We start from the raw sequence: 26,065 nt of genomic DNA on the forward strand, positions 1-26,065 counted from the left end.
TTTAGGAAATCATGATGGCCAATAACCCGCGTCCGGTGATGCCGGATGCCACCGTACTGTTGTGCCTGGTGGCTGTACTGGCCTGGGGCCTCACCTTTTGGGTGCCCGCTGGCACCTTTGATGTGGTGGAGGTGGCAGGACAACGCCAACTGATGGCAGACAGTTACCAGGCGGTACCCGCCCAGCCTGCGGCCCTGTTCAACCAGGAGGGTGGCATGGGACTGCTGAACCTGTTGTTTGAAGGCTTGGTGGCGGGCACCAAATGGGGCAGCACCATTGGTATCGCCGCGTTTTTGCTGGTGGTTGGAGGCGCCTTTGGCGTGGTGCTCGGCACCGGCAGCCTGGACCGCGGCATCGCCGCCCTGATGGCCCGCCAATCTGCCCACCAGGACCTGCTGCTGCCACTGCTGTTCTTTCTGTTTTCACTGGGGGGCGCCGTATTCGGCATGGGCGAAGAAGCGATCGCATTTTGCCTGATTCTGGTGCCGGCATTGGTGCGGATGGGCTACGACAGCCTCAGCGCCGTGGCCTGCTGCTACCTCGCCACTCAACTGGGGTTTGCCACCAGTTGGATGAACCCCTTCAGTGTCGCCATCGCGCAGGGGATCGCCGGGCTGCCGCTGCTTAGCGGGGCGTCTTACCGTCTGGCGCTTTGGGCCGGCTTCACTCTGTTGGGCATGGTGTTTGTCTGGCACTACGGCCGGGGGATTCGCCTTCAGCCGGAGCGCTCCCTGAGCTACGCCAGCGACGGTCACTGGCGCCGGCACAGCGACCACACTGACGACTCGGCCCCCCGGCTGGCCGGGCTGGACAAGGCGGTCCTGTTGCTGTTGTGCGCGGGCGTCATTTGGATTGGTTGGGGCGTCATGACCCAGGGCTACTACCTGCCCCAAATCGCGGCGCAGTTCTTTACCCTGGCGCTGGTGATAGGCCTTCTGGGCCGGACGTTCGGCCAGTTTTCAAACCTGAACCAGCTCTCCCAACACTTCAGCGACGGCGCCGCGGCCCTGGTGCCGGCGGTGATCGTCGTCGCGCTGGCCAAAGGCGTGGTGCTGCTGTTAGGCGGCGATGACCCGAGCCAACCCTCGGTGCTCAACACCCTGCTTCACCACTCGGCCCGGACGCTGGATGGCATGGGGCAAACCGCCTCCGCCGCCAGCATGTTCTGGTTTCAGTCGGGACTGAACCTTGTCGTCTCCTCAGGTTCAGGCCAGGCAGCACTGACCATGCCGCTGATGGCGCCCCTGGCCGACCTGTTGGGACTCTCCCGTCAGGTGGCGGTGCTGGCGTTTCAGCTGGGCGACGGCCTGACCAATGTGCTGGTGCCCACCTCCGCCTCGCTGGTGGGCTGTCTGGCGGTGGCCCGCACCAGCTGGGGGAACTGGCTTCGCTTTATCGGGCCTTTTATGGCCGCAGTGATGGCACTGGCCACCCTCGCAGTCATCGTGGCCACCTGGATGGGATATCAATGATGATTACGGTAATCCGACACGCCGATGTCTATAGCCCCGAGCCTCTGGGGCGCCGGGACATCGCCCTGGCCGGGGGGCAGATCCTGGCGATGGCGCCTCGCCTTGAGCTGACCACCTCAATGCCGGTGGTGGAGGTCGATGGCAGCGACGCGATGGCCTGCCCGGGCTTTATCGATCCACTGGTGCACATCACCGGTGGCGGCGGTGAAGGGGGATTCCACACCCGCACCCCCGCGATGTCACTGACCGAAGCCACTCTGGCCGGAGTCAGCACCGTGGTTGGCGCACTGGGCACCGACGCCACCAGCCGCACCCTGCCGGATCTGCTGGCCAAGTGTTACGCCCTGCGCCATCTTGGTCTGGGCTGCTTTATCTACACCGGCGGCTACCAGGTTCCGGTCAAAACCCTGTTAACCGACATCACCGACGACATCCTGTTGCTGGACCCCTGCATCGGTGTGGGTGAGGTGGCGATTGCCGACCACCGCAGCAGCCACCCCTCCCCCCATGAACTGATTCGGCTCGCCAGCCAGGCCCGCAATGGCGGCATGCTGTCCGGAAAGTCCGGCGTGGTCCTGCTCCATCTGGGGGACGATCCCAACGGACTGCGGTGGCTGCACCAGCACGTCAGTGACAGCCAGTTACCCCTGCACCAGTTCTACCCCACTCATGTCAACCGCACGACCGGAGTGTTCGAGGCCGCCCAGTGGTATGCCCGACAAGGGGGCTGGGTCGACATCACCACCAGCACGACGCCGGAGCTGTTGCAACAGGGCGAGGTCGGTGCTGCCGAAGCGTTGGCCCGCCTGCTCCAGGCCGGGGCTGACCCGCAACGCATCACTTTCAGCTCTGACGGCAACGCCAGCCTGCCCAGCTTTGATGAACAAGGCCGGTGTAATGGCCTGCAGGTGGGTAGGGTCAGCAGCCTGCATCACAGCGTGGTCGAGGCGATTCAACAATATGGCTTGCCCACCGAGCGGGTGCTGGCGTGTGTGACCCGCAATCCGGCACAGGTGCTGGGCCTGACCGACAGGGGGCGTCTGGCGCCGGGACAGCGGGCTGACCTGCTGCTGTTGGACCAGACCTCGTTGGCCGTCCGCGACTTGTGGTGTGGCGGACGAGCCATGGTGCGGGACAGCGACGCTCTGGTGCACGAACCGTTCTGAACCGGCGTCGCTGGGCTGGCCTGCCGGTTACCCTCCTCCGGGGTGGGCAGCCGGGTTTTGCGACGTCATTGTGACGCCATACCATTACCAATCATTATCATCAAAATCATGTTTGATAATTTCTAATGATTCATGGTGCTCCCTATACTGCCTCACATCGACAACGGGTCACTGGCCATCCCTCAGACGCTGGTTACCCATTACGAATCCACAACCCAAGTGAAGCGGGAGCAAGATTATGAAGATGAGTCACGTAGGTATCATGGTTGGCGATATGGACCAGGCCATCGAGTTTTACACGCAGGCACTGGGCCTCAAAGTGGTGATGGGCAAGAGTGAAGTGCTGGAAGAGCGCAAAACCGCCATCGGTCGCATGTGCATCGCCGTGTTCGGTGAAGGCTTTGAGGGCTTTAACATCGCCCACCTGCTGACCAGCGATGGCATCGGTGTCGAGCTGTTCGAAATGAAGAACCGCCAGGAGCGTCATGAGGTCGACTTCTCCCGTATCGGCATCTTCCACTTCAGCCTGGAAACCGACGATTTCGAGGGTGTGATCGAAAAGACCCTGCAATACGGCGGCAAACAGCGCATGGACGTGATGCGTTACCACCCGGAAGACGACAGCAAACCGGCCAAGATGGTCTATCTGGAAGACCCCTTTGGCAACCTGTTCGAGCTGTACTCCCACTCGTATGCCGAAACCTACGCGTCCGAATACGAGTAAGCCCCAAAAGAAAAGCCAGCGGTCTGCCGCTGGCTTTTTTGTTCGACGTGTGGACGTTTGGGAGTATGCATGTCAGCTTTGACGCCGCATCAAGCCAGGTCAACCTGCACGACCAACCGCATTCCGTAATACCCTTCTATCGACACCTTTGCCTCAATGGCCTCGCCACTATTGCTCAGGCGCCCTTTCAAATGCGCCGATGTCCGCAATGGCACTTCCATCGCCATCGCCATCTTGTGGCCGCAGCGTCCCTTCAATGTCGTACTCTAGGCCACTTGCCAGAGCTGTATCTATCAGCACAGAATCCGAATTGGGAACGCCGTTTTTCTCAACCAAAGGGTCTGTGCTTTGATTGTTATAAAGCTCTACGTATCCATCCAGGCCAACAAAGTCTTCACGACTGTTCAACCAAACGTTGTTTTCAAGTACAAACCTGGAACCTGACATCGGATACACTTCTTCAGGCTCGTCATTATTGTATACACCATGCCAACCATAAGCCCAAACATTATTTGTTAACGACACATCAAACAGGTTGTCCAAGCTGGGATACAAAGAAAGACTAAGCCATTTATAAAAACCCAGCACGGTATTGTGAGAAGCATTTAAACTTGCCTTTACGCCAATCGAAACCGCACTACAAGGGGTGTACTCCTCTGGCTGATCCATGATAGGACCCTTAAGTAGGTTATTCTGTAGAATCACAGAAGGGCCCTGTTCTTGATCACGCCCATCAATTTCCACAGCTGAACAAACATGATAAACACTGTTCCATCGACTCGTTATATTGTGACTCATAAAACGATTGGCCGTTATTTCCGCATTGGCACTTACGTAAATGTTCCCGCTATACAATAGCAATTCCTTGCCATCAAAGGTGTTGCTGTGTACTTTCCCACCTTCCCCAACAATATCCAGTCGCAGATTGACGATATTGAATCCGCTGATAGAACCGCCCTTACCAAGATAAACCCGCCCATCAGAACGACGCATTCCGACTAAGTCTACACTTTGCTCTGCCTGCAAGTGCACCAGTTTCTGACTTAGGTCCAGTGACCCAATATATACCCCTGGGCTGACTCGAATAACATCGCCAGCACTGGCCGCTTCTACCTGGCTTTGGATATATTCAGAGCTTTTCCCAACCCAAACTGGATACTCGATACTTGCTAGTTCATGGTCTCCCAAACTACGATGTTTCATTATCATCTGAGCCGGGCTTTTGCCTTCATCGATAGCCTTTACCGTCAGACGGTATATTCCAACATGATAGTCATCCTCAACCTGAGTAGTCTCATCGCAATCAACCCAATCGCCTGAAATCGAACACTCAAACTTGAGAAGTTCAAGATTACTCGGAAGCTTAGGCTGCATATATACGCTACCCAGAGATCCACTTTCAAAATCCTGACTGATCGAAACTGAAAATGTGGCCTGATCGCCTTTATATAGAATTAGGGATTCTAAGCTTCCTTCTCTAACACGTGCTGAGAATATCGGGTTGTATGCTAAACGAACCAGTTCAACTGTGTCCGAATTATTATCGAGATTAACGTCGGTTCCATGCCAATCCAAAGTGACGGTTAGCCCACCTTCGAGTTGACCGAGTTCTTGGTCATTGGTAAAAACTCGGACATAAGAATCTATTGAGTCCGAAGTCATATTCATTGTGCAGTCTAATTGCTGTTCGGATACGAGCTGGCAATTTGATGGAAAATATCGTGAATCAAAATAGAATCCCGACGTGACCGCATAAGTGGTATTAATGTCGAGTAATTCACCGTTCGGTTGGTGATTTTCAAATTTAACATCAACATCTATCGATTTGCCATAGTTTACTGGCTGGCTCGACAGCGAAACTGAGATGTCAGATTTTAAAATTTCAATGTTAGGATCAAGAGGATCACCGAGATAAAGAAACTCATCCAGGTTACTGATTCCATCTCCATCAAGATCAGATAACGCGTCACTATCGTCATATGGGTTCAGTCCATAATGCAACTCCCAGCCGTCGGTCAGGCCGTCACCGTCACTATCAACCAGTTTAGTTAACATCGAAGGAGTGCTACCTTCTAACCGAAACTGGTATTGATACTCCCCATTAATATCAATATAGTAGCGGCTATCCGTCGTATAAATGTGTTCAAACTTTACCGGATAAGTATCAACGCCCCAATAGGCAGCTTGGTTATCTGCCCCCTGTATTTTCAATAAACCAACATCGCCAGCATCATATAATGGGACCATTGATTTAAGTGTAAACATTTCCGTAGTGGAAAACTTGAAACGCCCATGTTGACTATCAACAAGGTCGCCATAGACGACAATTCCATTCCCGCTGCCACAAAGTAATCTGCTATCACCAGTTCGTTTAAACACAAAGTTATCGAACCAGACCTGATTCTGACCAGTGAATAACATATTAAAGGTTGTTTGAGTCACTGGACAGCTATCGTCTAATGACATACTCCGCGCTGTACCACGTAAAATATAGCTCTCGCCATTAATGTTGGCTTCCACGTCTTGATAAATGGTCGTCGCATCAGAAGCCCGTCCATACTCATCAAAGCTATGCGCACGGAAAGTTGCGGAACCACTAATCGTAATCGCCCCGTCCTGACACTGTTTAAACAACAAGTTTTTCTCGTTACCATTACTTCCACTGGTGATGGAAACATTACCACCGTCAATACAGAGAGCATCGGTTCCGCTTCCATGTTCGCTGTATCCAGGTCCGAGTTCGGGAGCCACCCAGAACAGCGAATTTAATGCTGTGCCAACGCTTTCCGGGGTGATCGACGCCCGGACGTCTGAGCCACTGAAATCCCCTTCTACCGAGAAATACTGGTTAAGTGGGTCACTATCAGATTCGCCATTGCCTCCACCGCAAGCAGCAAGAAACACTACGAGTGAAACGATCAAATACTTCATTATTTCATCCTTGAAACACACAACTTTTGATTCACCCAGAGAATACATTTTTGCAACGACCAAAATCAAAACATTTGGGGTTAGAGCAATATTGGTATCCATCTCACTCAGTGATATATGCTCAGCTTTCCTGCTCGGAAACATGAGCTGTACTGTGAACCCGTCAAATATTGGTTTTCCATGTCGCCCGGGGCGCACAAAAAACAATCAGCTCAGATCTATCAACCGGTAGCCACCATCCCAAACAACAAAGGGGGCCAATGGCCCCCTGTGACGGTCTTAGTGGTCGCTCAGTAACGCGAGCGACGCGGCGGGCGCGGTTCCCGGGGTTTGGCTTCGTTGACACGAATGTTGCGGCCGCTCAACGGCTGCTCATTCAACGCTTGGATGGCCTTGAGGCCCTCATCTGAATTGGGCATTTCGACAAAGCCGAACCCTTTGGAACGACCGGTCTCCCGGTCCATGATGACGTTGGCGCTCAGCACTTCACCGTGGGCAGCAAAGGCCGCCTGCAGGTCTTCTGAGGTGACGGAATAGGACAAATTACCGATGTAGATGTTCACGATTGCTTCTCTGACACTGAGGACTTGTCGTGCTCTCGCTGCGGTTCGGCCAAGTCCCACCGGCCCGCAACGGCCGGCGACGCGCCGGCGCATACCCCGTCACAGCAATGAGTGATTCGACCGCGCCCAGCGGACCGTCGTCACAGCCACCCAAACACTCTGGCGTTTTAATAGGCAATGTAAAGTTAAGCGCAGCTGCATGACAGGTCAAAGAAATCTCTGCAATCTTTTTGTTTATCAAACGTTTTAACTTGCCCCAAACCGGGGGCTGACCTTGCCTTTTGCCGCGCCATAAGCGATAACTTTCCCCCACCCTCTAACCGCTGGTTGCCACCATGATCTCTGACTCCCTCTCCGGTTTAACCCCCTTTCTGCTCTATTTCGGCACAGGCCTGGCAGCGATGGTGCTGTTTAAGGTGCTGTATGCCCTGTTGACCCCGTTCGACGAGTGGCAGCTGGTGAAGCAGGACTTCAATACCGCCGCCGCCATCAGCATCGGTGGTGCCCTAATGGGTTTCACCCTGGCGCTGGCGTCCGCCGCCAAACACTCCGTCGCCTACAGCGACTTCCTGATCTGGGCGGCCATCGCCATGGCGGCGCAGTTGTTGGCCTTTGTTGTGGTGCGCTTCGTATTGATGCCCAACATCGTCAGTAAAATCGAGAACAACCAGGTGGCCGGTGCCGTCGTGCTGGCCAGTGTGAACATCAGTGTGGGCCTGCTGAATGCGGCCTGCATGAGCTACTAATGAGGCCGTCGATGAAACGCAGTCAGAATGTCCGGCTCACCCGCTTCCGCAAAACCCTGCCCACCGCCACCACGGTCGCGGTTTCCATCTCGCTGGTGCTGTCCGGATGCAGCCCGGCGCCCCGCGAAGAAGCCCAGATCTACCGAAATGCCGACGAGTGCATGCAGGTCTACCCGGATCAGGGCGAACTGTGCCAGCAGGTGTTTGGCTCCGCCCAGATGGACCACCTCGCCAGCGCGCCGCGCTTTACCGACCAGCAGCAATGCGAAATGGAGTTTGGCCCCGGCAACTGCGAAAGCGCACCGGAAGGCAGCCAGGGTAACGCCAGCGGCGGCAGCTGGTTTATGCCGATGATGATGGGCTACATGATGGGTAACCTGATGGGCGGACGCAGCGTGCGCCAGGCTCCGGTGTACAGCTCCAGCTCCCGCACCTCACCGCTGCGCGACAAGCTGGTGACCGCCAACGGCGATGTGGTGGGCAACCGGGGCGACCGCACCGTTCGTCCGGCCCCCAGCGCGTTCCAGAAGCCCAGCACCCCGACCCGGGTGACTCAGGCCGGGGGCTTTGGCCGCATGGCTAAGCAGAAAGCGCAAACCAACCGCGCCACCGGCAGTCGCTCCTCCAGCCGCAGTTTCGGAGGCTAAATGCAGCGTTTAACCGTATCGCCCCGCCCCCATTGGCAGGAGCAGGCCCGTGAGTATGGGTTCCACTTCCATACCATGCACGGCGAGCCCTACTGGGATGAAACCCGCTACTACGCGTTCACGCTGGAGCAGATTGAGCGGGATCTGGAGGCCCCCACCGAGGAGCTGAACCAGATGTGCCTGGAGGTGGTGGATCAGGTGGTCAACAACGAAAACCTGCTGCGCCGCTTTGCCATTCCGGAAGCCCATTGGGATCTGGTGCGCAGCTCCTGGCGCATGCGCGAGCCACACCTCTACGCCCGGATGGACCTGGCCTACGACGGCAACGGCCCGGCCAAGTTGCTGGAAAACAATGCCGACACCCCCACCAGCCTGTACGAGAGCGCCTTCTTCCAATGGCTCTGGCTGGAGGACCGCATTAAGGACGGCACCCTGCAACCGGGCACCGACCAGTTTAACGGGGTGCAGGAAGCGCTGATCGCCCGCTTTGCCGAGCTGAAACAGCAGTGGCCGCCGGTGCCGTTGCACTTCGCCAGTTGTGAAGAGAGCGACGAAGACCGCGGCACCGTGCAGTACCTGGCGGACTGCGCCGAGGAAGCGGGCTTCAGCACCCTCTATACCGCCATCGAGCAGATCGGTCTCTCCAAACATAAGCAGTTTGTCGATGCGGACGGTGAGGTGATCCGGGCCTGCTTTAAGCTCTATCCGTGGGAATTTATGCTGCGCGAAGAGTTTGGCGAGTACCTGCAAAAAGCCAATGTGCGCTGGCTGGAGCCGGCCTGGAAATCGATTCTCTCCAATAAGGCGATTCTGCCGGTGCTGTGGCATAACCATCCGAACCACCCCAACCTGCTGCCGGCCTACTTCCCGGACCACCTGGATAAGTGCAACGAAAGCCAGTTGGTGAAGAAGCCGATCTACTCCCGCGAGGGGGCCAATATCGAGATCCTCGATAACGGCAAGGTGGTGGAGAGCTCCGAAGGCGCCTATGGCGAAGAGGGTGTGATCTATCAGGCCTACCATGCCCTGCCCAAGTTCGGCGAGGACCACGCGCTTATCGGCTCCTGGCTGGTGGGCGACCAGGCCTGCGGCATCTCCGTACGGGAAGACCACAGTCGCATCACTCAGGACCTGTCCCGCTTTATCCCCCACATCATCCTGCCCTGAGCCTCCCAACCCTGCCCCGTTCCGTCCGCCAGAGGGCGTAACGGGGCAGGAGTTTGCTGGCTATGTTGTTTGATCGCTTCTTGTTGTTTGCTTTGGGTCAGAATGACGCCAAACGCCCCACACCAGCCGTTCAGAGGCTTGGCGGTAACGCCAAATTAAGTAGTGAGTAACGCTACCACCCAACTAAACCATTGTGCCGTAAACACTTAAGCCGATTCAAACTAAAAATGCCAAGCGTTACGAATCTGCTTAAATTTATTGTTATGCGATTGTGTTATCAGGATAGTCAGGGGTTAGCCTTTCAATTTCCCATGCTGGATAATCAAAGTCATCAGCGATAGACATAATTAGCCTTATACTTTCAAGTGCTGAGGTAGCTAGTTCGTTTTCAACAACATGCAGCGAAAAAGGAGGCTGAGTATATGAACCCAATATATCTGTGAACATAGTATCTGATACAACACCAGCATGTTCAGGACTTAATACCAACGAACGATAAGCAGATTTTGCTAAATAAAAATTAACCATATGAGCCCACCCCTTAGGCATTTGATAGCCCATTATTGGATTGTTATTATGCTCAAATGGATTCCAACTATCACTCATTGGGGTAGCTACGAAGCATAAATGAGGCGTCAAGGGGTAAATAAGATAGCTACCCGGAAGCTCAATAAAGCCAGTTTGTAAAACGGGATTGTCAGTCCGTACAAGGTAGTCTTCGGCATGAGTTTCCAACAACAGCCAATTTCTATTCGCCACGTAATTTAAATCAAGGCATTCTTGACAGCCGACTCGATCACACATTGGCTGAGACTCAACCCCAGTCAATTCAACCGCTTTCTTTTCATATTCCATGTAACTAGGCGTTCTTACCAACTGAGACAGTATGAATTGCGCCCACAAAAATCTGTCATCTTTACTTAGTTCATTGTAAGTAATGAGCTTTTCATAGAGCGGCGCAACTTTAGTTTCTAGCTCTTTATCCAAGGCATGTTCAACTGCCCAAGTATACAAACCTCGCTTTCGACCCCATTGTTTTTTTCCTTTTGTTCCTTTTTTAACGGACGTAGAGTACTCACACCAAAAGTAAGACATGAAGTTAGAGTCGTCAGCCCAATACTTGTTGCTAAATTTGGGAACATAATGGGATAGAGGTTTTTTCTTTGCCACTAGCTAGTTTCTCCAATAAATCGCATAACGCCACTATAAAAGGCGCGAACGAAGTGAGCGTCCAGCCCGCGTTTTTTGCGGGCGTTTTTTGATGGCCTTGTTATGCATTTACTAACGAAATTAGATCGCCAAAACCCCAGATTAAAGTACCTAGGATTACAGTGATATGTGCAAAATACTGTAGATTTTTCTCTCTGTCTGTAAGGAGTGTGGCCTTGCCAACATCTCCGAGAGAAACTGGACCGCCCGGCTTATATGAGGTTTCTTGCTGACCTTTGGTAGATATTTTGTACTCAAGAACTACACCACAAAGGGTAAGAACTGCTCCAGACCTACCAAAAAGAGATATTTGATCTGTGATGCTTGCCAAGTCGGTGTAGATAGAAGCTAAAGAAACCAGCCATGCTATAACGACGATTGCTGCTGCGGGTATCATTTTTTCTCCTTTATTGCATAACGCCCGCTTAAGGGGCAGACAACGCCACTACCAACTTCCCGCGTAACGCCGTAAACACGATAACCAACGCATAGTAAAAATGCCACGCGTTGGCTGTCCCTCTTAAAGCGATTGTTAGGCTTTTTCAAGCTTGAATGCCTGCTCTATTAGTGGCAAGCACAATGAATGAAACCACTCTTCAGCAATTTTAATTTGCTCGATCTCATTTCCACTTACCATCATTTCACGGCAATCTTTAGGGTGTGTAAGTCGGTTCCGAATGGCAACGCTTTTTCTAAACTCATTAAAACCGTTATGTGAAAATGCTGATGCAACAAACTCTTCCATCCCTACGCACTTACCTAACGTCTCGAAGGTAAACTTAAAACCAGGTAAGAATGACAGAAATTCTTCTTTTTGCTTCAACCTTCCTTTTGAATCTAGCTTATAAGTTGACTCACTTAAAAAGCTTAATGTGGGATAGTCCAGAGTAAACATCTCACCCTCAACACCAGCAATCAGATACTGTCGGATACGGAATGTCACTCCCTCTACCATTGAGAACACCGTTTTAGCATATGTTCGATCCCAAAAACCTGTGTGTGTATCAGAAAGGTTCTTTGCACATTGTTGAGTATCTGATTTTAGACCCAAATAAAGAGCACAAAGCTCTGAACGCTCTACGTTCATTTACTACCTCAAAAGTTTAAAAAAGCCTAACAGTGTGCTTATTGCGCCTACAAGCACCTTGGGAGGCGCAATAACTCCGGCGAAAGTTCGCCAAACTTATCAAGCGATCCTCGTTGAATCAATATCTTAGGTGTCGTTTGAGACTGTCCTATGGGTGAAACAGAGAATCTATCCGGTGAAGGTGCGCCTGTCCTAACGAACGACCGCTACTGGCGCCAAACCAGCCCCACGTCAAGTCCAACAAAGATAAGCCCCGGCCGGATCAGCTTCAGAGAGGTTTGGTTATTTTCCCGCACCTTGAAGGGCAGTTCATCCTACCCACTCGCCCCCACCATCACCAGCCAGCTTCTGCCCACTCTGCCCCTTTCTCCTAATAACAGCCCCGCCCCTCAGTGAACCCCACTCACCAATCGCATCACATTATTGAGCTGTTGTATTGGTGCATCCGTCCGATTTCAATTTGACGGGTTAACCTGACGACCACAGTGAATACCCATCGATGGCTCTCGCGGCACCCACACCATAAGGACAGATGTTGAATACTCACACGCTACGCACACACCGGCTGTTTTACGGTGGCGGCCTTAACCAAGTGCAGGTTCATGACGAGTCCCAAACACCCACTGCATTGTTAAGCCAGTTCGAACTGGCCGGTAGCGAACACGATGTGGTGTTGCTGTCCTGGCTCAGTGACGACCGCATCGTCGCGCTGGATGAGCGAGGCAACCTCTACCTCTGGCCATTCCGGCCCGGCATAAAGGTAGCGATAGAGCCGGTGCTGGCGTTGAATTTGATGCCCTTTAAAGATGCCAGCCTGCAAGGGTCGAACCTGTGGCTGATGGCCCGCGAACAGGGGGAGCGATTAAGCCAACGTCGCCTGTTCCGGATCGATCTGGTTGCTCTTCAGGTCACCCAGTATCCGCCCTGTGAGTTCGATTTTGTTGGTGGCAGCATGGTCGCGCTGGAGAACGGCGACTTTGCCTTCTACCAGCGCAGCGGCAAACCCGGCTATCCGTTCCGCACCCATGGCCTGGTTCGTTACGCCCCCCGGAGTGGTCAGGTCAGCCTGTTGCCGCTGACCGGCAAACCCGCACCGGAGACGATATCGGTGCGCGAGAGGTTCTTTTTTCAGCATCGTCATGGCCTGGCCCTGACCGCTGACACCGAGTCGCTTACCGCCATCCAAGGCACTGATGGCGAGACGGCGTACCAATTCGAGCTGCAGCTGATCGACTTTCACCGCCAGCAGATGCGCTGGTCACGACCGGTACGCGCCCTGTTGCCGAACCAGATCGCGGATGAGTATGACTGCGATGAGCTGGTGGAAGCGCTGGACGCCATCGCCGGGGGCGACCAGCGTGCTTGCCACAACGATGAGCTGCAGCGTTTTGTTGAGTGCCTGACCAGCGCGACACTGAGCGACGATGGCGAACGGATCTGGCTGGGCTGGCAGGACGGCTGCGTACAATGCCTGTCGTTGCAGGGTGAACTCCTGTCACCGCTGTACCAGCTTCAACAGGAAACCGCCAAAGACGAGCGGGCATCGTTGAGCCCTTGGCATGATCAGCTGACCCTCCTTGATGTCAAAACCGATGGGCAAGCGCCCGCCAGCAGCATCCTGACCCTGTCCATGGGTGACCCCGAGTGGGCAACCCTCTGGCAGGTTGCACTTCCCTCTGTTGCGCCTGGCTCCCTGTGTCAGGGGGCAGAGCCCCAACCAGCACTCTGCCAGCGTATCGGCTTCGATCTGCAGCTGCCTGAGCCTCTGTTGGGAACGCCTGTGCCCAGCGGCCAACTGGATATCCCCTGCCGGGACTCAGAGGATCAAGGTGAGCGTCTGGCGTCCCTCACGCAGCTCAATGCCCTGATGCCAGCGTTGGCCACCTATTTTGAGCGCCATACTCAGGCCGGGCACCTCTTCTTCGCCTTTGTCGCCACGCAACCGGGTGGCGATAAAGTGCACAGTGAAAAGCAGTTTTTCCCGGCGGTGGCCGCTGGCAATGATCAGGACCGTGAGCAGCTGGCACAGTTGATTGAGCACTTTAACCATTGGCCCTGCGCGTCCCGGCTGATGGGCCAGGCTGGTGCACCGGTCCTGGCCGACGCGGTGCTGTCGCTGATCGACCGGGCAGACTATCTGCCCCTATTGGCCCGCTATTTCAACGCCATTGGCCAGCAGGAGTCGGTTCAACGTTATCACCTCAACCGGACTCTGCCGGCGCTGCGCGAAATCCACGCAGGCACTTCTGAACTGGCGGCCTTTAACCAGCAGGTGCCACCGCCCTGGAACAACCTCAATCACACTGTCGTCAGCACCTGTGACTATGACGATGACTGACGGGCCTGAGTGCCTTGCCCACACCCGGGCCTCAAGGGGCTGACAAACGATTGTGGGTCACTGTAATTCCGCGCAGTGACCCACAACCGTCTTCACACCTTAGTGGCCGGGATCAGCGCGGATTGCCCGCCGCCTGCAGGCTTTGCAGATAATCCAGCCACTGGGGCCACAGGGTGTCGCGATGACGCTCAGTAAAGCCGCTGAAGTGCCCTACTCCGCCCCACGCCTTGAGGGTGTCCGCCGACACCAGCCGCAGTTCCGATTGGCCTGAACCATAGCGACTGGCCAAATCCTCAACCGCTGCGGGCGGCGCATAGTGGTCATCGGCAAAGCCATAGTGGCGAACCGGCCGGTCAAACTGGCGGTAAGCGTCCAAAGGCAAGCCATGGGAAGCGCAGAACAGGTAGTCGCGCCGACGCCCCCAGCGGGCCCACTGGCGCACAATGCCGCTGGGCAGATCACGACGTCCCAACCCCAGCCGTCGGGCCGGGAAACGCTCCCCCAGACTCAGTGCCGGTGCCAACAGGTGCCAGAACGCCCACATCGGCAGCGCCCGCTTGCCGTAGTGTCGCCAGTAAGGCACTGAGCTGGCCACCGTCAGGGCGCCGTCCACCCGCTCATGGCCCGGTACCAGCGCCAGCGCCTGGCCGCCAAAGCTGTGGCCAATCCAGTACACCGGGGCATCACCGGCGGTCTCGGTCAGCGCCGCCAGCGCTACCGCCAGATCCTGTTCCGCCCAGTGCACCAGACTGACGTCCGCAGGCGACGGAACGGTCAGTTCCGACGCGCCAACGCCACGGTAATCCAGGGTTAAAACCCGATAACCATGCTGGCAGAGGTAGCGCGCCAGAGGATGATAGAAGGTTTGGGTTACCGCCAACGCCGGCGCAATCAGGATGTGGCCGCGTGGCGCGGCTTCGGGAACAAACAGGCTGGCCTGGATCCGCTGTCCATCGGGACAGGCCAATGCGAGAGAGTGAAGTGACACCTTGGGGCTCCTTGCCGTGGTCGACACCCCATCATTGGCGCTGTGGCGCAAGTTGGCAAGGGGCTAGTGGAACGCCTGCCAGATCGGCGCCCATCCCACCAGGCCCAGCAGAATCACCAACAGCGCGGTGAGCTTCATGCGGTAACCCAACGGCAGCATCTCCTGACGCTGCACCACCCCGGCGCTGTAGAGCACCGCGTTGCCCGGTGTGGAGGACGGCAGGATATAAGCGGTAGAGCCGCCCATGGCGAGAATGATGGCCACCTCCGCCATCTCCAGCTCCAGCGGCACCACCAGATACAGCACCATCGGTCCCCAGATCGCCACGGTGCCGGAGTTGGTCACAAACTCGGTAAAGGCCATGATGGTCACCAGCATGCCCAACACCAGCAGCGGCGCCGGGATCACTTCGCTGATCGGCTGCAATCCGGCGCCGAGGCCACAAGCCACGCCCAGATGCTTCAGCACCTCACTCAGCACCAGCGCACTGACGAAGATCCCCACCGCCGGCCATTGCACGCCCCCCAGCAACGCCGTCACCCGCTCGCCGCTGAGCCAGGCCAGCGGCAGGATGGCCAACATCGGGATGGCAATGGCCAGCTGCCGCGCCAACTCACCCTCCTGGCGATAGCACCACAGCCAACCCATCAGCACGCCGGAGAACACCAGCAGTATCCAGCGCTGGGACGGTGCCAGCGACACATCCTCGGGCTGGCGGGTTACCCGTTCGCCAAACTCCGGGGCAAACACCCGACGCGCCACCAGCGCCCCCAGCAGCCACAACGACAGGGTCAGCGGCAGCATCAGCTTAATCCAGTCCACCATATTGATTTCGGTCAGCCCCGCCACAATCAGGCTGGTGGTGCTGCCAATGATGGAGGAGATCCCCCCCATGGTGGCACTCAGCACAATCAGCACACCGATGTACTTCTGCAGTGGCGTGGCTTTTGTACCGTATTGATAGGGGGCCAAAGAGAGCGCCAGAGGGAAGAACAGCGCCACACTGGCCACGTTGGTGACCAGCATTGAGGTAAAGAACGCCAGGGTGGCAAACCCCGCCAGAGCCAGGCGCGGACGCCCACCGCTCCAGCGCAGCACTTTGACCTTCATCCAGTCGCCGAGGCCGCAGCGGTGAAACAGGTACGCAAAGACAAAGCCGAACACAAAGATGCTGATCACCGGGTTGACGGTTTTGGCCACCACCAACGAGGGGGACACCACCCCGAGCAGCAACGCCACTGCGGGGATCATCACCCCGGCATACAGCGGCCCAATCACCCCCGTTGCCCAGCACAGGATCGCCAGCGCCAGCAGCCCAAGACCTTGGGCCATCGGCGGCATCAGGGCCAGCACCAGCGTGGCACCGGCCGCAACAGAAAGACTCAGTAAGTGACGCTGACTCATGAACGCCCAATCCAACAAAACTCAGTCGCCAGCGTAACAAAGCCGCCGTAACCGGAACGGGGTGCGGCTCCCGCCTTGGGATGACGGCCGCCGTTCAGTGAATGAAACGTGATCCAGCGCCAGCAACCGCAGCAGGGATAGGTTGCTGGCACGGGAAAGGGTCAGAACAGATACTTCAGGTGCGCCGTCAGCAGGGTGTCGTCGAACTCAGTGCGACCGGCCGCATCGGTAAACTCGCCATCGTAGTAGGAGGCGATGGCGCCCACCGTCACCTGTTTGGACAGGGCATAGTCGTAACCCAGCGAGTAGGCGTAGGCTTCACTGTCGGTGACGGTGTCCAGATCCGCCCCGGCATTGCTGGTGATCTTGCCCAGACCGGCGTTATCCATGCTCCACTGCGCCTTCACCTTGTGGGCGCCGTGTTTCCAGGCGGCGCTCAGCAACCAGGAATCGCCATCCAGGTTGGTGTACTGCAGTGACTCGGAATCCTGATACAGGGCGCCAAACTGCCAGCTGCCCAACTTGTAACCCGCCGCCACCCGCACCGCTTTGAGGCCATTGAGACCGTCGGCGTAAGCCAGCGCCAGATAGTGCGGGGTCTTTTTCAGTTTGCCGTCACCGTACACCAGGCTGACGGCATAGTTGTTGGCGTCGTCCAGCTCCGCCTTGCCACCGAAATCGTCTTCCGGGGTGTAGGTTGCGCCCAGCTGGAAACCCGCCAGTACCGGGGTGCGATAGGTGACGGTGTCACCCAGTCGATCGTTACCGGCAATCAAGCGGTTCATGTCGGACGAGGTGATATTAAATTGGTCAATCCCGCCTTCGATTTTCTTAAATACGGTGTCATTTCGTCCGAAGGTAATTTCACCGAATGAACCATCAAGCCCAATATAGGTATTACGAGACTTAAAGACATTCGACGCGCTGTTGTCGAAACTCTCAATACCTGCTTCGGCCTTATAGATAAGGTTAAGGGTTGATGAAATTTCGTGCGTTCCTTTCATGCCAATGTAGGAGGCGTAGTTCTCCAGACTGGCACCATCCACCTTTTCATTGCCGGCCAATCCGCTATCGGAGAAGGTGCCCCCAACCCAGAAACGGCCATAGAAATCAGGGCTTTCAGCCAGTGCTGGAGCGGAAACGCTGGCGGTCAACAACACCAGAGCCATCTTTTTCATAGTCACTTCCTCTTATGATTTGGAGGGCAGTCTATGATGCGAAGATGTTTCACTTTTTGAGGAAGCTCACAGGCAATTTCATTCCCCTTCAGAAAAACTTAACGTCACTTAACGTAATTGAAATTAGCCGGAAACTAACTTTGAAGCGGATCAAAATTTTCATTTGCCAGCGATTGTTATCATTTTCCCCGTTAAATAACTCGACCTAAAAAGGGTGTGATGATGAAACTCAAATTAAGTGCACTGTCCGTTGCAGCGGTAATGCTTTCCCTGTCTGGCGCCGCTTATGCGCAAGGCGGTTCTCTGGCGGATTTCCATAAATCCATGGGCGGCTGTGACACCTGCCATACCAAGCCGCTGAAAGTCAGCGACAGCGAAACCCATGAAAACGCCCAGTGCCAAAACTGTCACGGCGGTTACGAAGACCTGGCCAACGACAAGCTGGAGTTTGATCCGCACACCTCCCACCTTGGCGACATCAACTGCACCTCCTGCCACCGCGCTCACGATGCGCCGAAGATGTACTGCAACGAGTGCCACAGCTTCGACAACGTAGAGATGCCCTTCGCCGACACCAAAGCCAAGCCGGCCTGGGACGCCGAGTGGGATCAGGAAGCGATCGCCAAAGCCATTAAGGCGGGCCCGAAAGAGACCACCCAGGTGGTGATCGTCGGTGCCGGCTCTGCCGGTTACAACGCCGCCATCGCCGCCAAGCGCGCTGGTGCCGACGTGATCCTGCTGGAGAAAGCCCCGTTCACCGGCGGCAACTCCATGCTGGCCGCCGGTGGCTTCAACGCCGTGGGTACCCCGCAACAGGCCAAGAAAGGGATCGACGACAGCATTGACTCCTTTGTGGAAGACGCCATGAAGGGCGGCCGCTACCAGAACGACAAAGCGCTGGTGCAGATCATGGCGGAAGAGTCTGCCGACGGCGTTAAGTGGCTGGAGTCCCTGGGCGCCAACATGGATGACCTGAAGCGCTCCGGTGGCGCCAAGGTGGAACGTACCCACCGTCCGACCGGCGGCTACAGCGTGGGTCCGCACATTATCGACACCCTGCGCGCCGCCGCTGAGCGCGAAGGCATCGATGTGCGCCTCAACTCCCGCGTGGAGAAGCTGGTGCTGAATGACGATCAGGCCATCGTGGGTGTGGTGGTACACGGTAAGCACTCCGGCCACAAGATGATCGGCGCTGACGCCGTGGTGCTGGCCACCGGAGGTTACGGCATGAACAAAGAGATGGTGGCTTACTACCGCCCCACCTTTAAGGACATGACCAGCTCCAACAACGTCACTGCCACCGGTGACGGCATCCGCCTGGCCAAAGAGATTGGCGCGTCCATGACCGACATCGACTGGGTTCAGGCCCACCCGACCATCGGCAAAGACAGCCGCATCCTGATCTCCGAAACCGTACGGGGCGTGGGCGCCATCATGGTAAACGTCCACGGTGAACGCTTTATCAACGAGCTGACCACCCGTGACCGTGCCTCCGACGCCATCCTTAAGCAGGACGAGCAGTACGCCTGGCTGGTGTTTGACGAGCAGCTGATCGAGAAGAAGCAGATGGTGCGCGGCTACGAGCACCTGGGCATGCTGAGCAAAGCCAACACCATTGAGGACCTGGCCAAGATCACCGGCATGGAATCCCTGGCCAAAACCGCTGAGGACTACAACCGCTACCAGGCGGCCGGTAAAGATGAGGCCTTTGGCCGCAGCGATATGCCGCTGAACCTGAGCCAGCCTCCCTACTACGCGGTGAAAGTGGCGCCGGGCATCCACCACACCATGGGTGGCGTTGCGGTGGACACCAACTCCAACGTGCTGAACCTGCAAAGCTGGCCGATCCAGGGCCTGTACGCCGCCGGTGAGGTGACTGGCGGGGGGCACGGCTACAACCGTCTGGGCGGTAACGCCATCGCCGACACCGTGGTCTTCGGTCGTCGCGCCGGTGAGCACGCGGCCGAGTACGCCACCAAGAAGTAATCCGGGATCCTCTCCCTCATCACACAACAGCGGGGCCCTCGGGCTCCGCTGTTGTGTTTCTGTGACACGGTGCCGTCCAACGGCCCGAGCTTCCCAGTACACTCGGGTGGCTTAAACAGGAACCGGATATGCGCATTACCCTGAAACAACTGGCGGTGTTCAAAGCGATCTGCGACAACCGCCAACTCTCCAAGGCGGCCCGCCAGCTGCACCTTTCGGTGCCCGCAGTCAGCATGAATCTGAAAGAGCTGGAGAGTTCACTCGAAGCCAAGCTGCTGGAGCGCACACCCCACGGACTGGTGCTGACCGACGCCGGTAACCTGGCGTTGCAACAGGCCAATACCATCCTCAAACAAACCCAGCACCTGGAACAGATGTTCAAAGAGCAGGCCAAGGGGTTGGGCGGCAGCCTGAGCATCGGTGCCAACAAAACCTCCGGCAACTACGTACTGTCCCGCAAATTGCCGCGCTTTAAGGCGCTGTATCCCTCCGTCAGCACCCGCCTCAAGATCGACTCCAGCGCACTGGTGGAGGAGATGGTGCATCGCAATGAGCTGGATATGGCCTTTATTGGCCAGAAACCAAAGGACAAGAACATCCACTATCAGCGCTGGCGTAACGACCGCCTCTGTGTGGTGGCGGCCCCGGGCCATAAACTGGCACACCGGCCCGCGACGCCCGCTGACCTGACCGCCGCCACCTGGATCCTCGATGAGGAGGATTCCGCCACCCGCATCGAATCCCTTAACCTGCTGAAAGAGCTGGGGGTGACGGTGCAGGATGAGATCATCATGAACACCATGGGCGCCATCAAGCGCGCCGTCGGTACCGGACTGGGCCTGTCGATTCTGCCGATGCTGGCGGTCGACGCCGAACTGGAGCGCGGTGATCTGAAAGAGGTGCAGACCGGCGCCACCATCCCCGACCGGGACATCTACGTCATCTACAAAGAGACCCAGCGGACCCCGCTGATGGAACGCTTCCTCGACTGCTGCGGCCTGCCGGTCAGCGAATAGTGCACGCCTACCGCCGGTGAACCGGCAAAAAAGAGGCCGCTCCAGGATGAGCGGCCAAAGCAGGGTTCAACAAGGAATAGAGCGAAGCCAGAGACCGGGCGAGTTGGCTGTACGAGGATAGAGGCTCAGCCCCGGCACCGGCTTCATTGACCGTTACGGCGGTGGACCGCACGGCGATCACTTTTAACGAAAATCCCGTGACCGCACCGACAGGTGGCGGATCCGCTCCGACCAATCTTCCAGTCGTCCGGCAATCACGTGGATCACCTCCCCTTCCCGCTCCAGGATGCCATTCACCTTCAGCAACCGGGCGGTCAGATAGGGCTGGCGCTGAGCCCGGGCGGTGTCGGCCCAGACCACCACATTGGCGTTGCCGGTCTCATCCTCCAGGGTAATAAAGGTGACACCGGAGGCGGTGCCCGGCCGCTGCCGTCCCACCACCAGCCCCGCCAGCTGCACCAGCTGGCCGTGCTGACAGCTCAGCAGCTGTGCCGCGGTCAGGCAGCGCGCCAGCTGGCCCTGTTCACGCAGCAGGCTCAATGGATGACGCCCCAGGCTCAATCCGGTTTGCTGGTAATCCGCCACAATCCCCTCCGCCTCATCCGGTCCGGACAAGGTCACGTCGGTGGTGGGCTCCAACTCGGCAAACAGCGGCAACTGCTGAGCCTCTCCGGCCAACAGCCAGCGCGCCTGATGGCGGTGTCCCGCCAGCTCCGCCAGGGCATCGGCGCTGGCCAGCGCCTCCAGCGCCCCCCGGTCCAGCCGGGCCAGGCTGACCAGCTGGTGCACCGAGCTGAAGCCCCCCTCCGGCCGCACCGCCAGCAGGGTTTCCACCGCCTGTCGGCTTAACCCCTTTACCAGCCTCAGGCCCAGCCGCAGGGCCATCTGACCCTGCACCGCTTCCACCTGATGATCCCACTGACTGTGGTTGACCGACAGGGGCAGCACCTGACCGTTGTGACGCTGCAGGTCCTGAACCAGCTGAGACGGGGTGTAAAACCCCATCGGCTGGCTGTTAAGCAGGGCGCAGGTAAACGCCACCGGGTAGTGGTATTTCAGCCAGGCCGACGCGTAGGCCAGCAGAGCGAAACTGGCGGAGTGGGATTCGGGAAAACCGTACTCACCAAAGCCGCGGATCTGGCGGAAGATCTGATCGGCAAACTCGGCGCTGTAGCCGCGTTCCGCCATCCCCTGCTTCAGCTTGCGCTCAAACTTTTCCAGCTCACCATGGCGCTTCCAGCTGGCCATGGCCCGGCGCAACTTATCCGCTTCGCCGCCGGAGAAGCCCGCCGCCACCATCGCCAGTTTGATCACCTGCTCCTGAAAAATCGGCACCCCCAGGGTCCGCTCCAGCACCTCCCTCACCGCCTCGCTGGGGTAGCTGACCGGTTCCAGCCCATGCCGGCGCTTCAGATAGGGGTGCACCATATCCCCCTGGATCGGCCCCGGCCGGACAATGGCGATCTGCACCACCAGGTCGTAATAGCTGCGTGGCCGCAGCCTCGGCAGCATGTTGCTCTGGGCCCGCGACTCAATCTGGAACACCCCGACGCTGTCGGCCCGGCACAGCATGTCATACACCGCCGGGTCATCCGCCACCACGTCCGCCAGCGCCATCGGCTGGCCTCGCCACTGCCCCACCGACTGCAGGCAACGACGGATGGCGCTGAGCATCCCCAGCGCCAGAATGTCCACCTTCAACAGCCCCAGAGCTTCCAGATCATCCTTGTCCCACTGGATCACGGTGCGCTCGGCCATCGCCGCATTCTCCACCGGCACCAGCTCCGACAGCGGGCCTGCTGAGATCACGAATCCCCCCACGTGCTGGGACAGGTGGCGGGGAAACCCCAGTAACTGCTCCACCAGGCGGATCAGCAGCAAGGCACGCGGACCGGTCAGCCCCAGTGCCGCCAGCTGGGCCTGCCAGGGTTGGCTCGGGTCACGGCGGTCGACGCCGCGCAGGCCACGCTCAATCAGCCCCTCATCAATGCCCAGCACCTTACCCAGATCCCGCATGGCACTTTTAAAGCGGTAACTGATCACCGTGGCGGCCAACGCCGCCCGGCCCCGCCCGTACTTGCGGTAGATGTACTGGATCACCTCCTCCCGACGCTGATGCTCAAAATCCACGTCGATGTCCGGCGGTTCATCCCGCTCCCGCGACAAAAACCGCTCAAACAGCAGGTTGACCTTGGTGGGGTCCACTTCGGTGATCCCCAGGCAGTAACACACCACCGAGTTGGCCGCCGAGCCGCGGCCCTGGTGCAGAATCGCTTCACGCTTGGCGAACTGCACGATGTCGTAGATGGTGAGGAAGAAGTAGTGGTAGCCGAGCTCGTCGATCAGGGCAAACTCCTGCTCCAGCTGTCGGCTGACCGACTCCGGCACGGCCTCGCCATAGCGGCGCCGGGCGCCTTTCAGGGTTTCCTGGCGCAGATGGTCGCTGGCACTCATCCCTTCCGGCACCAGCTCCGCCGGGTACTCATAGCGCAGTTCATCCAGGCTGAACTGGCAACGGCTGGCCAGGCTGACGGTGCTGGCCAGCCACTCGGCGCGGTGCCGCTGCACCAGCCTCGTCCGGGGTTTCAGGTACGCCTCTGCGTTACCGGCCAGACGACCACCGGCCTGCTCCAGCGAGCAGCCCAGGCGGATACAGGTCAGCGCGTCCAGCAACGGCTGCCGGGCTTTTTCATGCATCCGCACCGGGTCTGCCGCCACCATCGGCACCTCCAACTGCCGGGCCAGAGCCTCCTGAGCCGTCAGCCACTCCCCTTCGCCGCCGCGCAGCATCCGCTCCGCCACCAGAAAGATGCGTTCCGCAAAGCGCCGGGCCAGCCAACGTCCCCGCTCCAGCGCCTCAGTCGGCGCTGCCGGTGCCCACAGCAACAGGCAGTTGGGCAGCGTCAGGTCATCCCACTCCAGCCGGTACTGGCCCTTGTCACAGCGGCGTCGGGCCAGGGTGATCAGCGCCGACAACTCGCCGTAGCCCACCCGGTTCATCGCCAGCAGGATCAGGCGGTCCTGATCCAGCACAAATTCGCTGCCGACAATCAGCTTCAGGCCCGCACTCTTGGCGGCCATATGGGCCTTGACCACCCCGGCCAGAGAGCACTCATCGGTCAGCGCCAGCGCGTCATAGCCCAGCTCAGCGGCTTGCTGCACCAGTTCATCCGGGTGGGACGCCCCCTGTAAAAAGCTGTAGTTGCTGGCACTGCGCAGCTGGGCAAAGCCGGTTTCAGAAGCCGCCATGAACAAACCATCCCTGACCATCGCGAAACAGCCACAACCGCCGCCCCGCCGGATCCAGGCCAATAAAGTAGTCCCGCGCCACCGGCTGGGCGTCCCACCAACCGGTTTCAATCCGCTCCGGCCCGGACAGCAGAGTGACCGTGTCACGAGCGATCGGGGCCGGTTCCGGCAACAGCCACAGCGGCCGCTCTGCCACCACGGCCTCGCCAGCGCCCGCGCCCGGGGCACAACGGCGCTGGGCCAGTTCGGGCCGCACCTCCGCCACGCTCTGCAAACTGTAAATCCGCTCCGCCCCCAACCGCGCCTGCAGCCGCGCCAACAGGTCCTGGGCGGCCCGGTCCGGCCCCTGCCCCGGCAGCAGCGCCGCCGACTCCGGCTCCAGCGGCAACAGCACCGGCGCCGCCAGCGTCAGGGCGATCACCGGCTCATACAGCACCAGTCGCTCCAGTTGCAGCTGACACAGGGTCATCCACACTTCGGCCCGGAACTCCGGTCCCGCCGCCCGCAAAGTCAGCTCAGTGGCGGGCCGGTCCCGGTGTTGCAGACCAATCTGCACCTCACTGGCCGCCAACTGGCGTCGGCGCAGCAGCTCGGCCAGCTCCAGAAACAGGCGATTGAGGGGAAAACGCAGCACCGCCAGAGTCTCGATCTCCTCCATCAGCTCAAGTCGACGCTGGTAATGTTCCGGCGGCTGAAAATGGGGACGGGGATCCGGTCGCTGGCCCAGCAGGCGTTCGAGATAAAGCAGCAGTTCCGCGCCGAAACGCTGGCCCAGCTCGGCCCGGGGCAGCGCCAACAGCGCTTTGCCATCATGCACCCCCATACCGGCCAGCCGGACTTCAGCGTCGGCAGGCAGATCCCAGGCGCTCAGTGGCAACGAAGCGAGCGCCTCCATCACCGGTCGGGCTTCGGTTTCCGGCTGTCGGGCCCGGGCCAGCAAAGCCGCGGCCATGGGGGTATGGGACAGCGCCCAGTGAGCCGGTTGCCCCAGTGACGCCAGCCCCTGCTGCAACGCCGACAACCACGAGGCCAGTCCACCAAACAGGCGCAGCATGGAGCTGACCTCCAGCACCAGGGTCTGGGGCGGAAACAGCATCACCTGCCCGCTGAGGCCATACGCCCACTGCGCCATCGCCTCCAGCAGCGGCGCCTCATCCGGCAGCGGGTGGCACAGCAAGCCGTCACACAGCGCCGTCGCGGTGGCCAGCCGCTGGCCGGGCACCACACCGAGCGCCAGTGCGGCATCATTGCACTGCTGAATCGTCAGCGGGTGGCCGCTGATCAGGGCCAGCGGCCGTTCGCTTTGGGGCAGTCCGCGGGCCAGGTGATGCAGGGCCAGATCGGGAAAATGGATCCCCAGCAACATCACCACGGCCCCTGCAGCAATACCGGAGCGTGGCAAGGTTCGGACTCTGGGGTCACGCCCTGCCCGCAGAGCGGCAGGAAAAACGCCGGTTTGGGCCAGCCGCCCCGCTCTTTCAGCAACGACACCGAGAGGCCGCCGGGCTGGCGACTCCAGCTCAGCCGCAGCGGCACCGGGTGGGGTTGCTCGGCCAGCACCAGGGGCAGATGCAGCATCAACAGGCAACGGCCCCGCTCTGCCGCCAGTTGCAGGCGTCGCACCTGGGCCACGCTGAGGTTGTCCAGCCAGGCCAGTACCAGCGCACAGCGGCCGCTGCCCAGGGCCTGTTCCAGCGTCCACAACTGCTCCTGTGAGTCCCGTGCATCCACGCAGACAAGGCGGCTGAGATCGACCCCGATCTGCTGCCAGCCCGGCGCATACAGCGGCACCGGTGGCGCCACACAGAGCAGCCAGCGGTCGGCATCGGAGTCCGCCAGCAGCGGCACCAGCAGCGGTGATAACGCCGGGTCATCCGCCAGCAGTTCCACCACGCCATAACGTGGCCAGCCCCCTAAGGCCAGCTGTTGGTCAAGGGATGAGAATCCGGTTGGCAGGCTTTCGCCCCCAGCTTGCTGCTGGCTCGCCAGCCAGATGTCATTTCGGTTGAGTAGATGGGAAACCGGCGCTTCCATAGGAACACACGAACACTGTACATTTATACAGTTATCTTAGTGTTCCTGCCCACGATCGCAAGCGAAACCCTGTCTCAACCGGGGAACAAACACGCAGAATGTGAACCGACTGCTATGCTGACAACTCGGGATTTCGCGGTCCTGAAGAGGCCAGATACCC

Annotated in this window: 20 protein-coding genes; 9 read left to right on the top strand and 11 right to left on the bottom strand. The window is 58.4% G+C overall.

Translation table 11 applies throughout. The annotated features are described in order from the left end of the window. Positions 1–11 precede the first annotated feature (11 nt). From yfcC to FBAL_RS11440, 3 genes are all read left to right on the top strand, one after another. Positions 12–1,472: a putative basic amino acid antiporter YfcC gene (yfcC, locus tag FBAL_RS11430; RefSeq protein WP_041251278.1), complete on the top strand. Its 1,461-nt coding sequence runs from the start codon at positions 12–14 to the stop codon at positions 1,470–1,472. Beyond that, complete coding sequence (iadA, locus tag FBAL_RS11435) at positions 1,469–2,638, top strand: beta-aspartyl-peptidase (RefSeq protein ID WP_013345756.1); 1,170 nt, start codon at positions 1,469–1,471, stop codon at positions 2,636–2,638. Before yfcC ends, iadA begins: the two co-directional genes overlap by 4 nt. A 238-nt stretch (positions 2,639–2,876) precedes the next feature. Beyond that, positions 2,877–3,362 (top strand): VOC family protein, encoded by a 486-nt coding sequence (locus FBAL_RS11440; RefSeq protein WP_013345757.1) that lies wholly within the window; start codon positions 2,877–2,879, stop codon positions 3,360–3,362. A gap of 168 nt (positions 3,363–3,530) precedes the next feature. Here FBAL_RS11440 and FBAL_RS11445 read toward each other — a convergent pair whose 3' ends face one another. Together FBAL_RS11445 and FBAL_RS11450 are read right to left on the bottom strand one after the other, a co-directional pair. Continuing rightward, entirely contained in the window at positions 3,531–6,395 is a 2,865-nt protein-coding gene (locus FBAL_RS11445) for a thrombospondin type 3 repeat-containing protein (RefSeq protein WP_148226748.1), read from the bottom strand. Between the two features lie 188 nt (positions 6,396–6,583). Beyond that, a complete protein-coding gene (locus FBAL_RS11450) occupies positions 6,584–6,856 on the bottom strand; it encodes an RNA recognition motif domain-containing protein (protein ID WP_013345759.1) in 273 nt (90 codons plus the stop codon). A gap of 335 nt (positions 6,857–7,191) precedes the next feature. On the opposite strand from FBAL_RS11450, the gene FBAL_RS11455 reads away from it, so the two are divergent. From FBAL_RS11455 to FBAL_RS11465, 3 genes are read left to right on the top strand one after another with little or no spacing between them, the layout of a single operon-like run. Continuing rightward, a complete protein-coding gene (locus FBAL_RS11455) occupies positions 7,192–7,602 on the top strand; it encodes a DUF350 domain-containing protein (RefSeq protein ID WP_013345760.1) in 411 nt (136 codons plus the stop codon). Between the two features lie 11 nt (positions 7,603–7,613). Next, positions 7,614–8,249, top strand: coding sequence for a DUF1190 domain-containing protein (locus FBAL_RS11460; RefSeq protein ID WP_013345761.1), 636 nt, complete (start codon positions 7,614–7,616; stop codon positions 8,247–8,249). After that, on the top strand, positions 8,250–9,416 hold the full coding sequence (locus FBAL_RS11465) for a glutathionylspermidine synthase family protein (protein WP_013345762.1): 1,167 nt from the start codon (positions 8,250–8,252) through the stop codon (positions 9,414–9,416). It begins immediately after the preceding gene. Positions 9,417–9,677: 261 nt separating this feature from the next. Here FBAL_RS11465 and FBAL_RS19960 read toward each other — a convergent pair whose 3' ends face one another. The 3 genes from FBAL_RS19960 to FBAL_RS11470 form a co-directional block, all read right to left on the bottom strand. After that, a complete protein-coding gene (locus FBAL_RS19960) occupies positions 9,678–10,586 on the bottom strand; it encodes a DUF4238 domain-containing protein (RefSeq protein WP_013345763.1) in 909 nt (302 codons plus the stop codon). A gap of 100 nt (positions 10,587–10,686) precedes the next feature. Beyond that, positions 10,687–11,022, bottom strand: a complete 336-nt coding sequence (locus FBAL_RS20275; RefSeq protein WP_148226749.1) for a hypothetical protein — start codon at positions 11,020–11,022, stop codon at positions 10,687–10,689. A 135-nt stretch (positions 11,023–11,157) separates the two neighbouring features. Further along, positions 11,158–11,712 (bottom strand): hypothetical protein, encoded by a 555-nt coding sequence (locus FBAL_RS11470; RefSeq protein WP_013345764.1) that lies wholly within the window; start codon positions 11,710–11,712, stop codon positions 11,158–11,160. A 532-nt stretch (positions 11,713–12,244) separates the two neighbouring features. Here FBAL_RS11470 and FBAL_RS11475 point away from each other — a divergent pair. Further along, on the top strand, positions 12,245–14,050 hold the full coding sequence (locus tag FBAL_RS11475) for a hypothetical protein (protein WP_041251281.1): 1,806 nt from the start codon (positions 12,245–12,247) through the stop codon (positions 14,048–14,050). Between the two features lie 112 nt (positions 14,051–14,162). On the opposite strand, the gene FBAL_RS19630 is transcribed toward FBAL_RS11475, so the two are convergent. The 3 genes from FBAL_RS19630 to FBAL_RS11490 form a co-directional block, all read right to left on the bottom strand. Then, complete coding sequence (locus FBAL_RS19630) at positions 14,163–15,065, bottom strand: alpha/beta hydrolase family protein (protein WP_483459038.1); 903 nt, start codon at positions 15,063–15,065, stop codon at positions 14,163–14,165. 36 nt (positions 15,066–15,101) lie between these two features. Continuing rightward, positions 15,102–16,442, bottom strand: a complete 1,341-nt coding sequence (locus tag FBAL_RS11485) for an SLC13 family permease (RefSeq protein WP_013345767.1) — start codon at positions 16,440–16,442, stop codon at positions 15,102–15,104. Positions 16,443–16,603: 161 nt separating this feature from the next. Next, on the bottom strand, positions 16,604–17,620 hold the full coding sequence (locus FBAL_RS11490) for a porin (RefSeq protein WP_013345768.1): 1,017 nt from the start codon (positions 17,618–17,620) through the stop codon (positions 16,604–16,606). A 219-nt stretch (positions 17,621–17,839) separates the two neighbouring features. On the opposite strand from FBAL_RS11490, the gene FBAL_RS11495 reads away from it, so the two are divergent. Beyond that, the gene (locus tag FBAL_RS11495) at positions 17,840–19,606 is read left to right on the top strand and encodes a flavocytochrome c (protein ID WP_013345769.1); all 1,767 of its coding nucleotides are present in this window, start codon (positions 17,840–17,842) and stop codon (positions 19,604–19,606) included. A 128-nt stretch (positions 19,607–19,734) separates the two neighbouring features. After that, entirely contained in the window at positions 19,735–20,622 is an 888-nt protein-coding gene (locus FBAL_RS11500; protein ID WP_013345770.1) for a LysR family transcriptional regulator, read from the top strand. A gap of 183 nt (positions 20,623–20,805) precedes the next feature. Here the strand turns inward: FBAL_RS11500 and FBAL_RS11505 are convergent, their stop codons facing one another. The 3 genes from FBAL_RS11505 to imuA are packed head-to-tail and all read right to left on the bottom strand — an operon-like array spanning position 20,806 to position 25,905. Next, the gene (locus FBAL_RS11505) at positions 20,806–23,871 is read right to left on the bottom strand and encodes an error-prone DNA polymerase (RefSeq protein WP_013345771.1); all 3,066 of its coding nucleotides are present in this window, start codon (positions 23,869–23,871) and stop codon (positions 20,806–20,808) included. Further along, positions 23,858–25,237, bottom strand: a complete 1,380-nt coding sequence (locus FBAL_RS20280; protein ID WP_013345772.1) for a Y-family DNA polymerase — start codon at positions 25,235–25,237, stop codon at positions 23,858–23,860. The genes FBAL_RS11505 and FBAL_RS20280 overlap by 14 nt, the downstream gene beginning before the upstream one ends. After that, positions 25,237–25,905, bottom strand: coding sequence for a translesion DNA synthesis-associated protein ImuA (gene imuA, locus FBAL_RS11515; protein WP_013345773.1), 669 nt, complete (start codon positions 25,903–25,905; stop codon positions 25,237–25,239). Before imuA ends, FBAL_RS20280 begins: the two co-directional genes overlap by 1 nt. Between the last annotated feature and the right edge of the window lie 160 nt (positions 25,906–26,065).

This window comes from Ferrimonas balearica DSM 9799, assembly GCF_000148645.1.
Lineage (GTDB): Bacteria > Pseudomonadota > Gammaproteobacteria > Enterobacterales > Shewanellaceae > Ferrimonas > Ferrimonas balearica.

Excerpts from the sequence above, each read along its gene's own strand:
- FBAL_RS11465 (WP_013345762.1), top strand. The coding sequence starts at position 8,250 with ATGCAGCGTTTAACCGTATCGCCCCGCCCCCATTGGCAGGAGCAGGCC.
- FBAL_RS11470 (WP_013345764.1), bottom strand. The coding sequence starts at position 11,712 with ATGAACGTAGAGCGTTCAGAGCTTTGTGCTCTTTATTTGGGTCTAAAA.
- FBAL_RS11440 (WP_013345757.1), top strand. The coding sequence starts at position 2,877 with ATGAAGATGAGTCACGTAGGTATCATGGTTGGCGATATGGACCAGGCC.
- FBAL_RS20275 (WP_148226749.1), bottom strand. The coding sequence starts at position 11,022 with ATGATACCCGCAGCAGCAATCGTCGTTATAGCATGGCTGGTTTCTTTA.
- FBAL_RS11460 (WP_013345761.1), top strand. The coding sequence starts at position 7,614 with ATGAAACGCAGTCAGAATGTCCGGCTCACCCGCTTCCGCAAAACCCTG.
- FBAL_RS11455 (WP_013345760.1), top strand. The coding sequence starts at position 7,192 with ATGATCTCTGACTCCCTCTCCGGTTTAACCCCCTTTCTGCTCTATTTC.
- FBAL_RS20280 (WP_013345772.1), bottom strand. The coding sequence starts at position 25,237 with ATGTTGCTGGGGATCCATTTTCCCGATCTGGCCCTGCATCACCTGGCC.
- FBAL_RS11495 (WP_013345769.1), top strand. The coding sequence starts at position 17,840 with ATGATGAAACTCAAATTAAGTGCACTGTCCGTTGCAGCGGTAATGCTT.
- FBAL_RS11485 (WP_013345767.1), bottom strand. The coding sequence starts at position 16,442 with ATGAGTCAGCGTCACTTACTGAGTCTTTCTGTTGCGGCCGGTGCCACG.
- FBAL_RS11500 (WP_013345770.1), top strand. The coding sequence starts at position 19,735 with ATGCGCATTACCCTGAAACAACTGGCGGTGTTCAAAGCGATCTGCGAC.
- imuA (WP_013345773.1), bottom strand. The coding sequence starts at position 25,905 with ATGGAAGCGCCGGTTTCCCATCTACTCAACCGAAATGACATCTGGCTG.
- iadA (WP_013345756.1), top strand. The coding sequence starts at position 1,469 with ATGATGATTACGGTAATCCGACACGCCGATGTCTATAGCCCCGAGCCT.
- yfcC (WP_041251278.1), top strand. The coding sequence starts at position 12 with ATGATGGCCAATAACCCGCGTCCGGTGATGCCGGATGCCACCGTACTG.
- FBAL_RS11490 (WP_013345768.1), bottom strand. The coding sequence starts at position 17,620 with ATGAAAAAGATGGCTCTGGTGTTGTTGACCGCCAGCGTTTCCGCTCCA.
- FBAL_RS11505 (WP_013345771.1), bottom strand. The coding sequence starts at position 23,871 with ATGGCGGCTTCTGAAACCGGCTTTGCCCAGCTGCGCAGTGCCAGCAAC.
- FBAL_RS11475 (WP_041251281.1), top strand. The coding sequence starts at position 12,245 with ATGTTGAATACTCACACGCTACGCACACACCGGCTGTTTTACGGTGGC.
- FBAL_RS11445 (WP_148226748.1), bottom strand. The coding sequence starts at position 6,395 with ATGGATACCAATATTGCTCTAACCCCAAATGTTTTGATTTTGGTCGTT.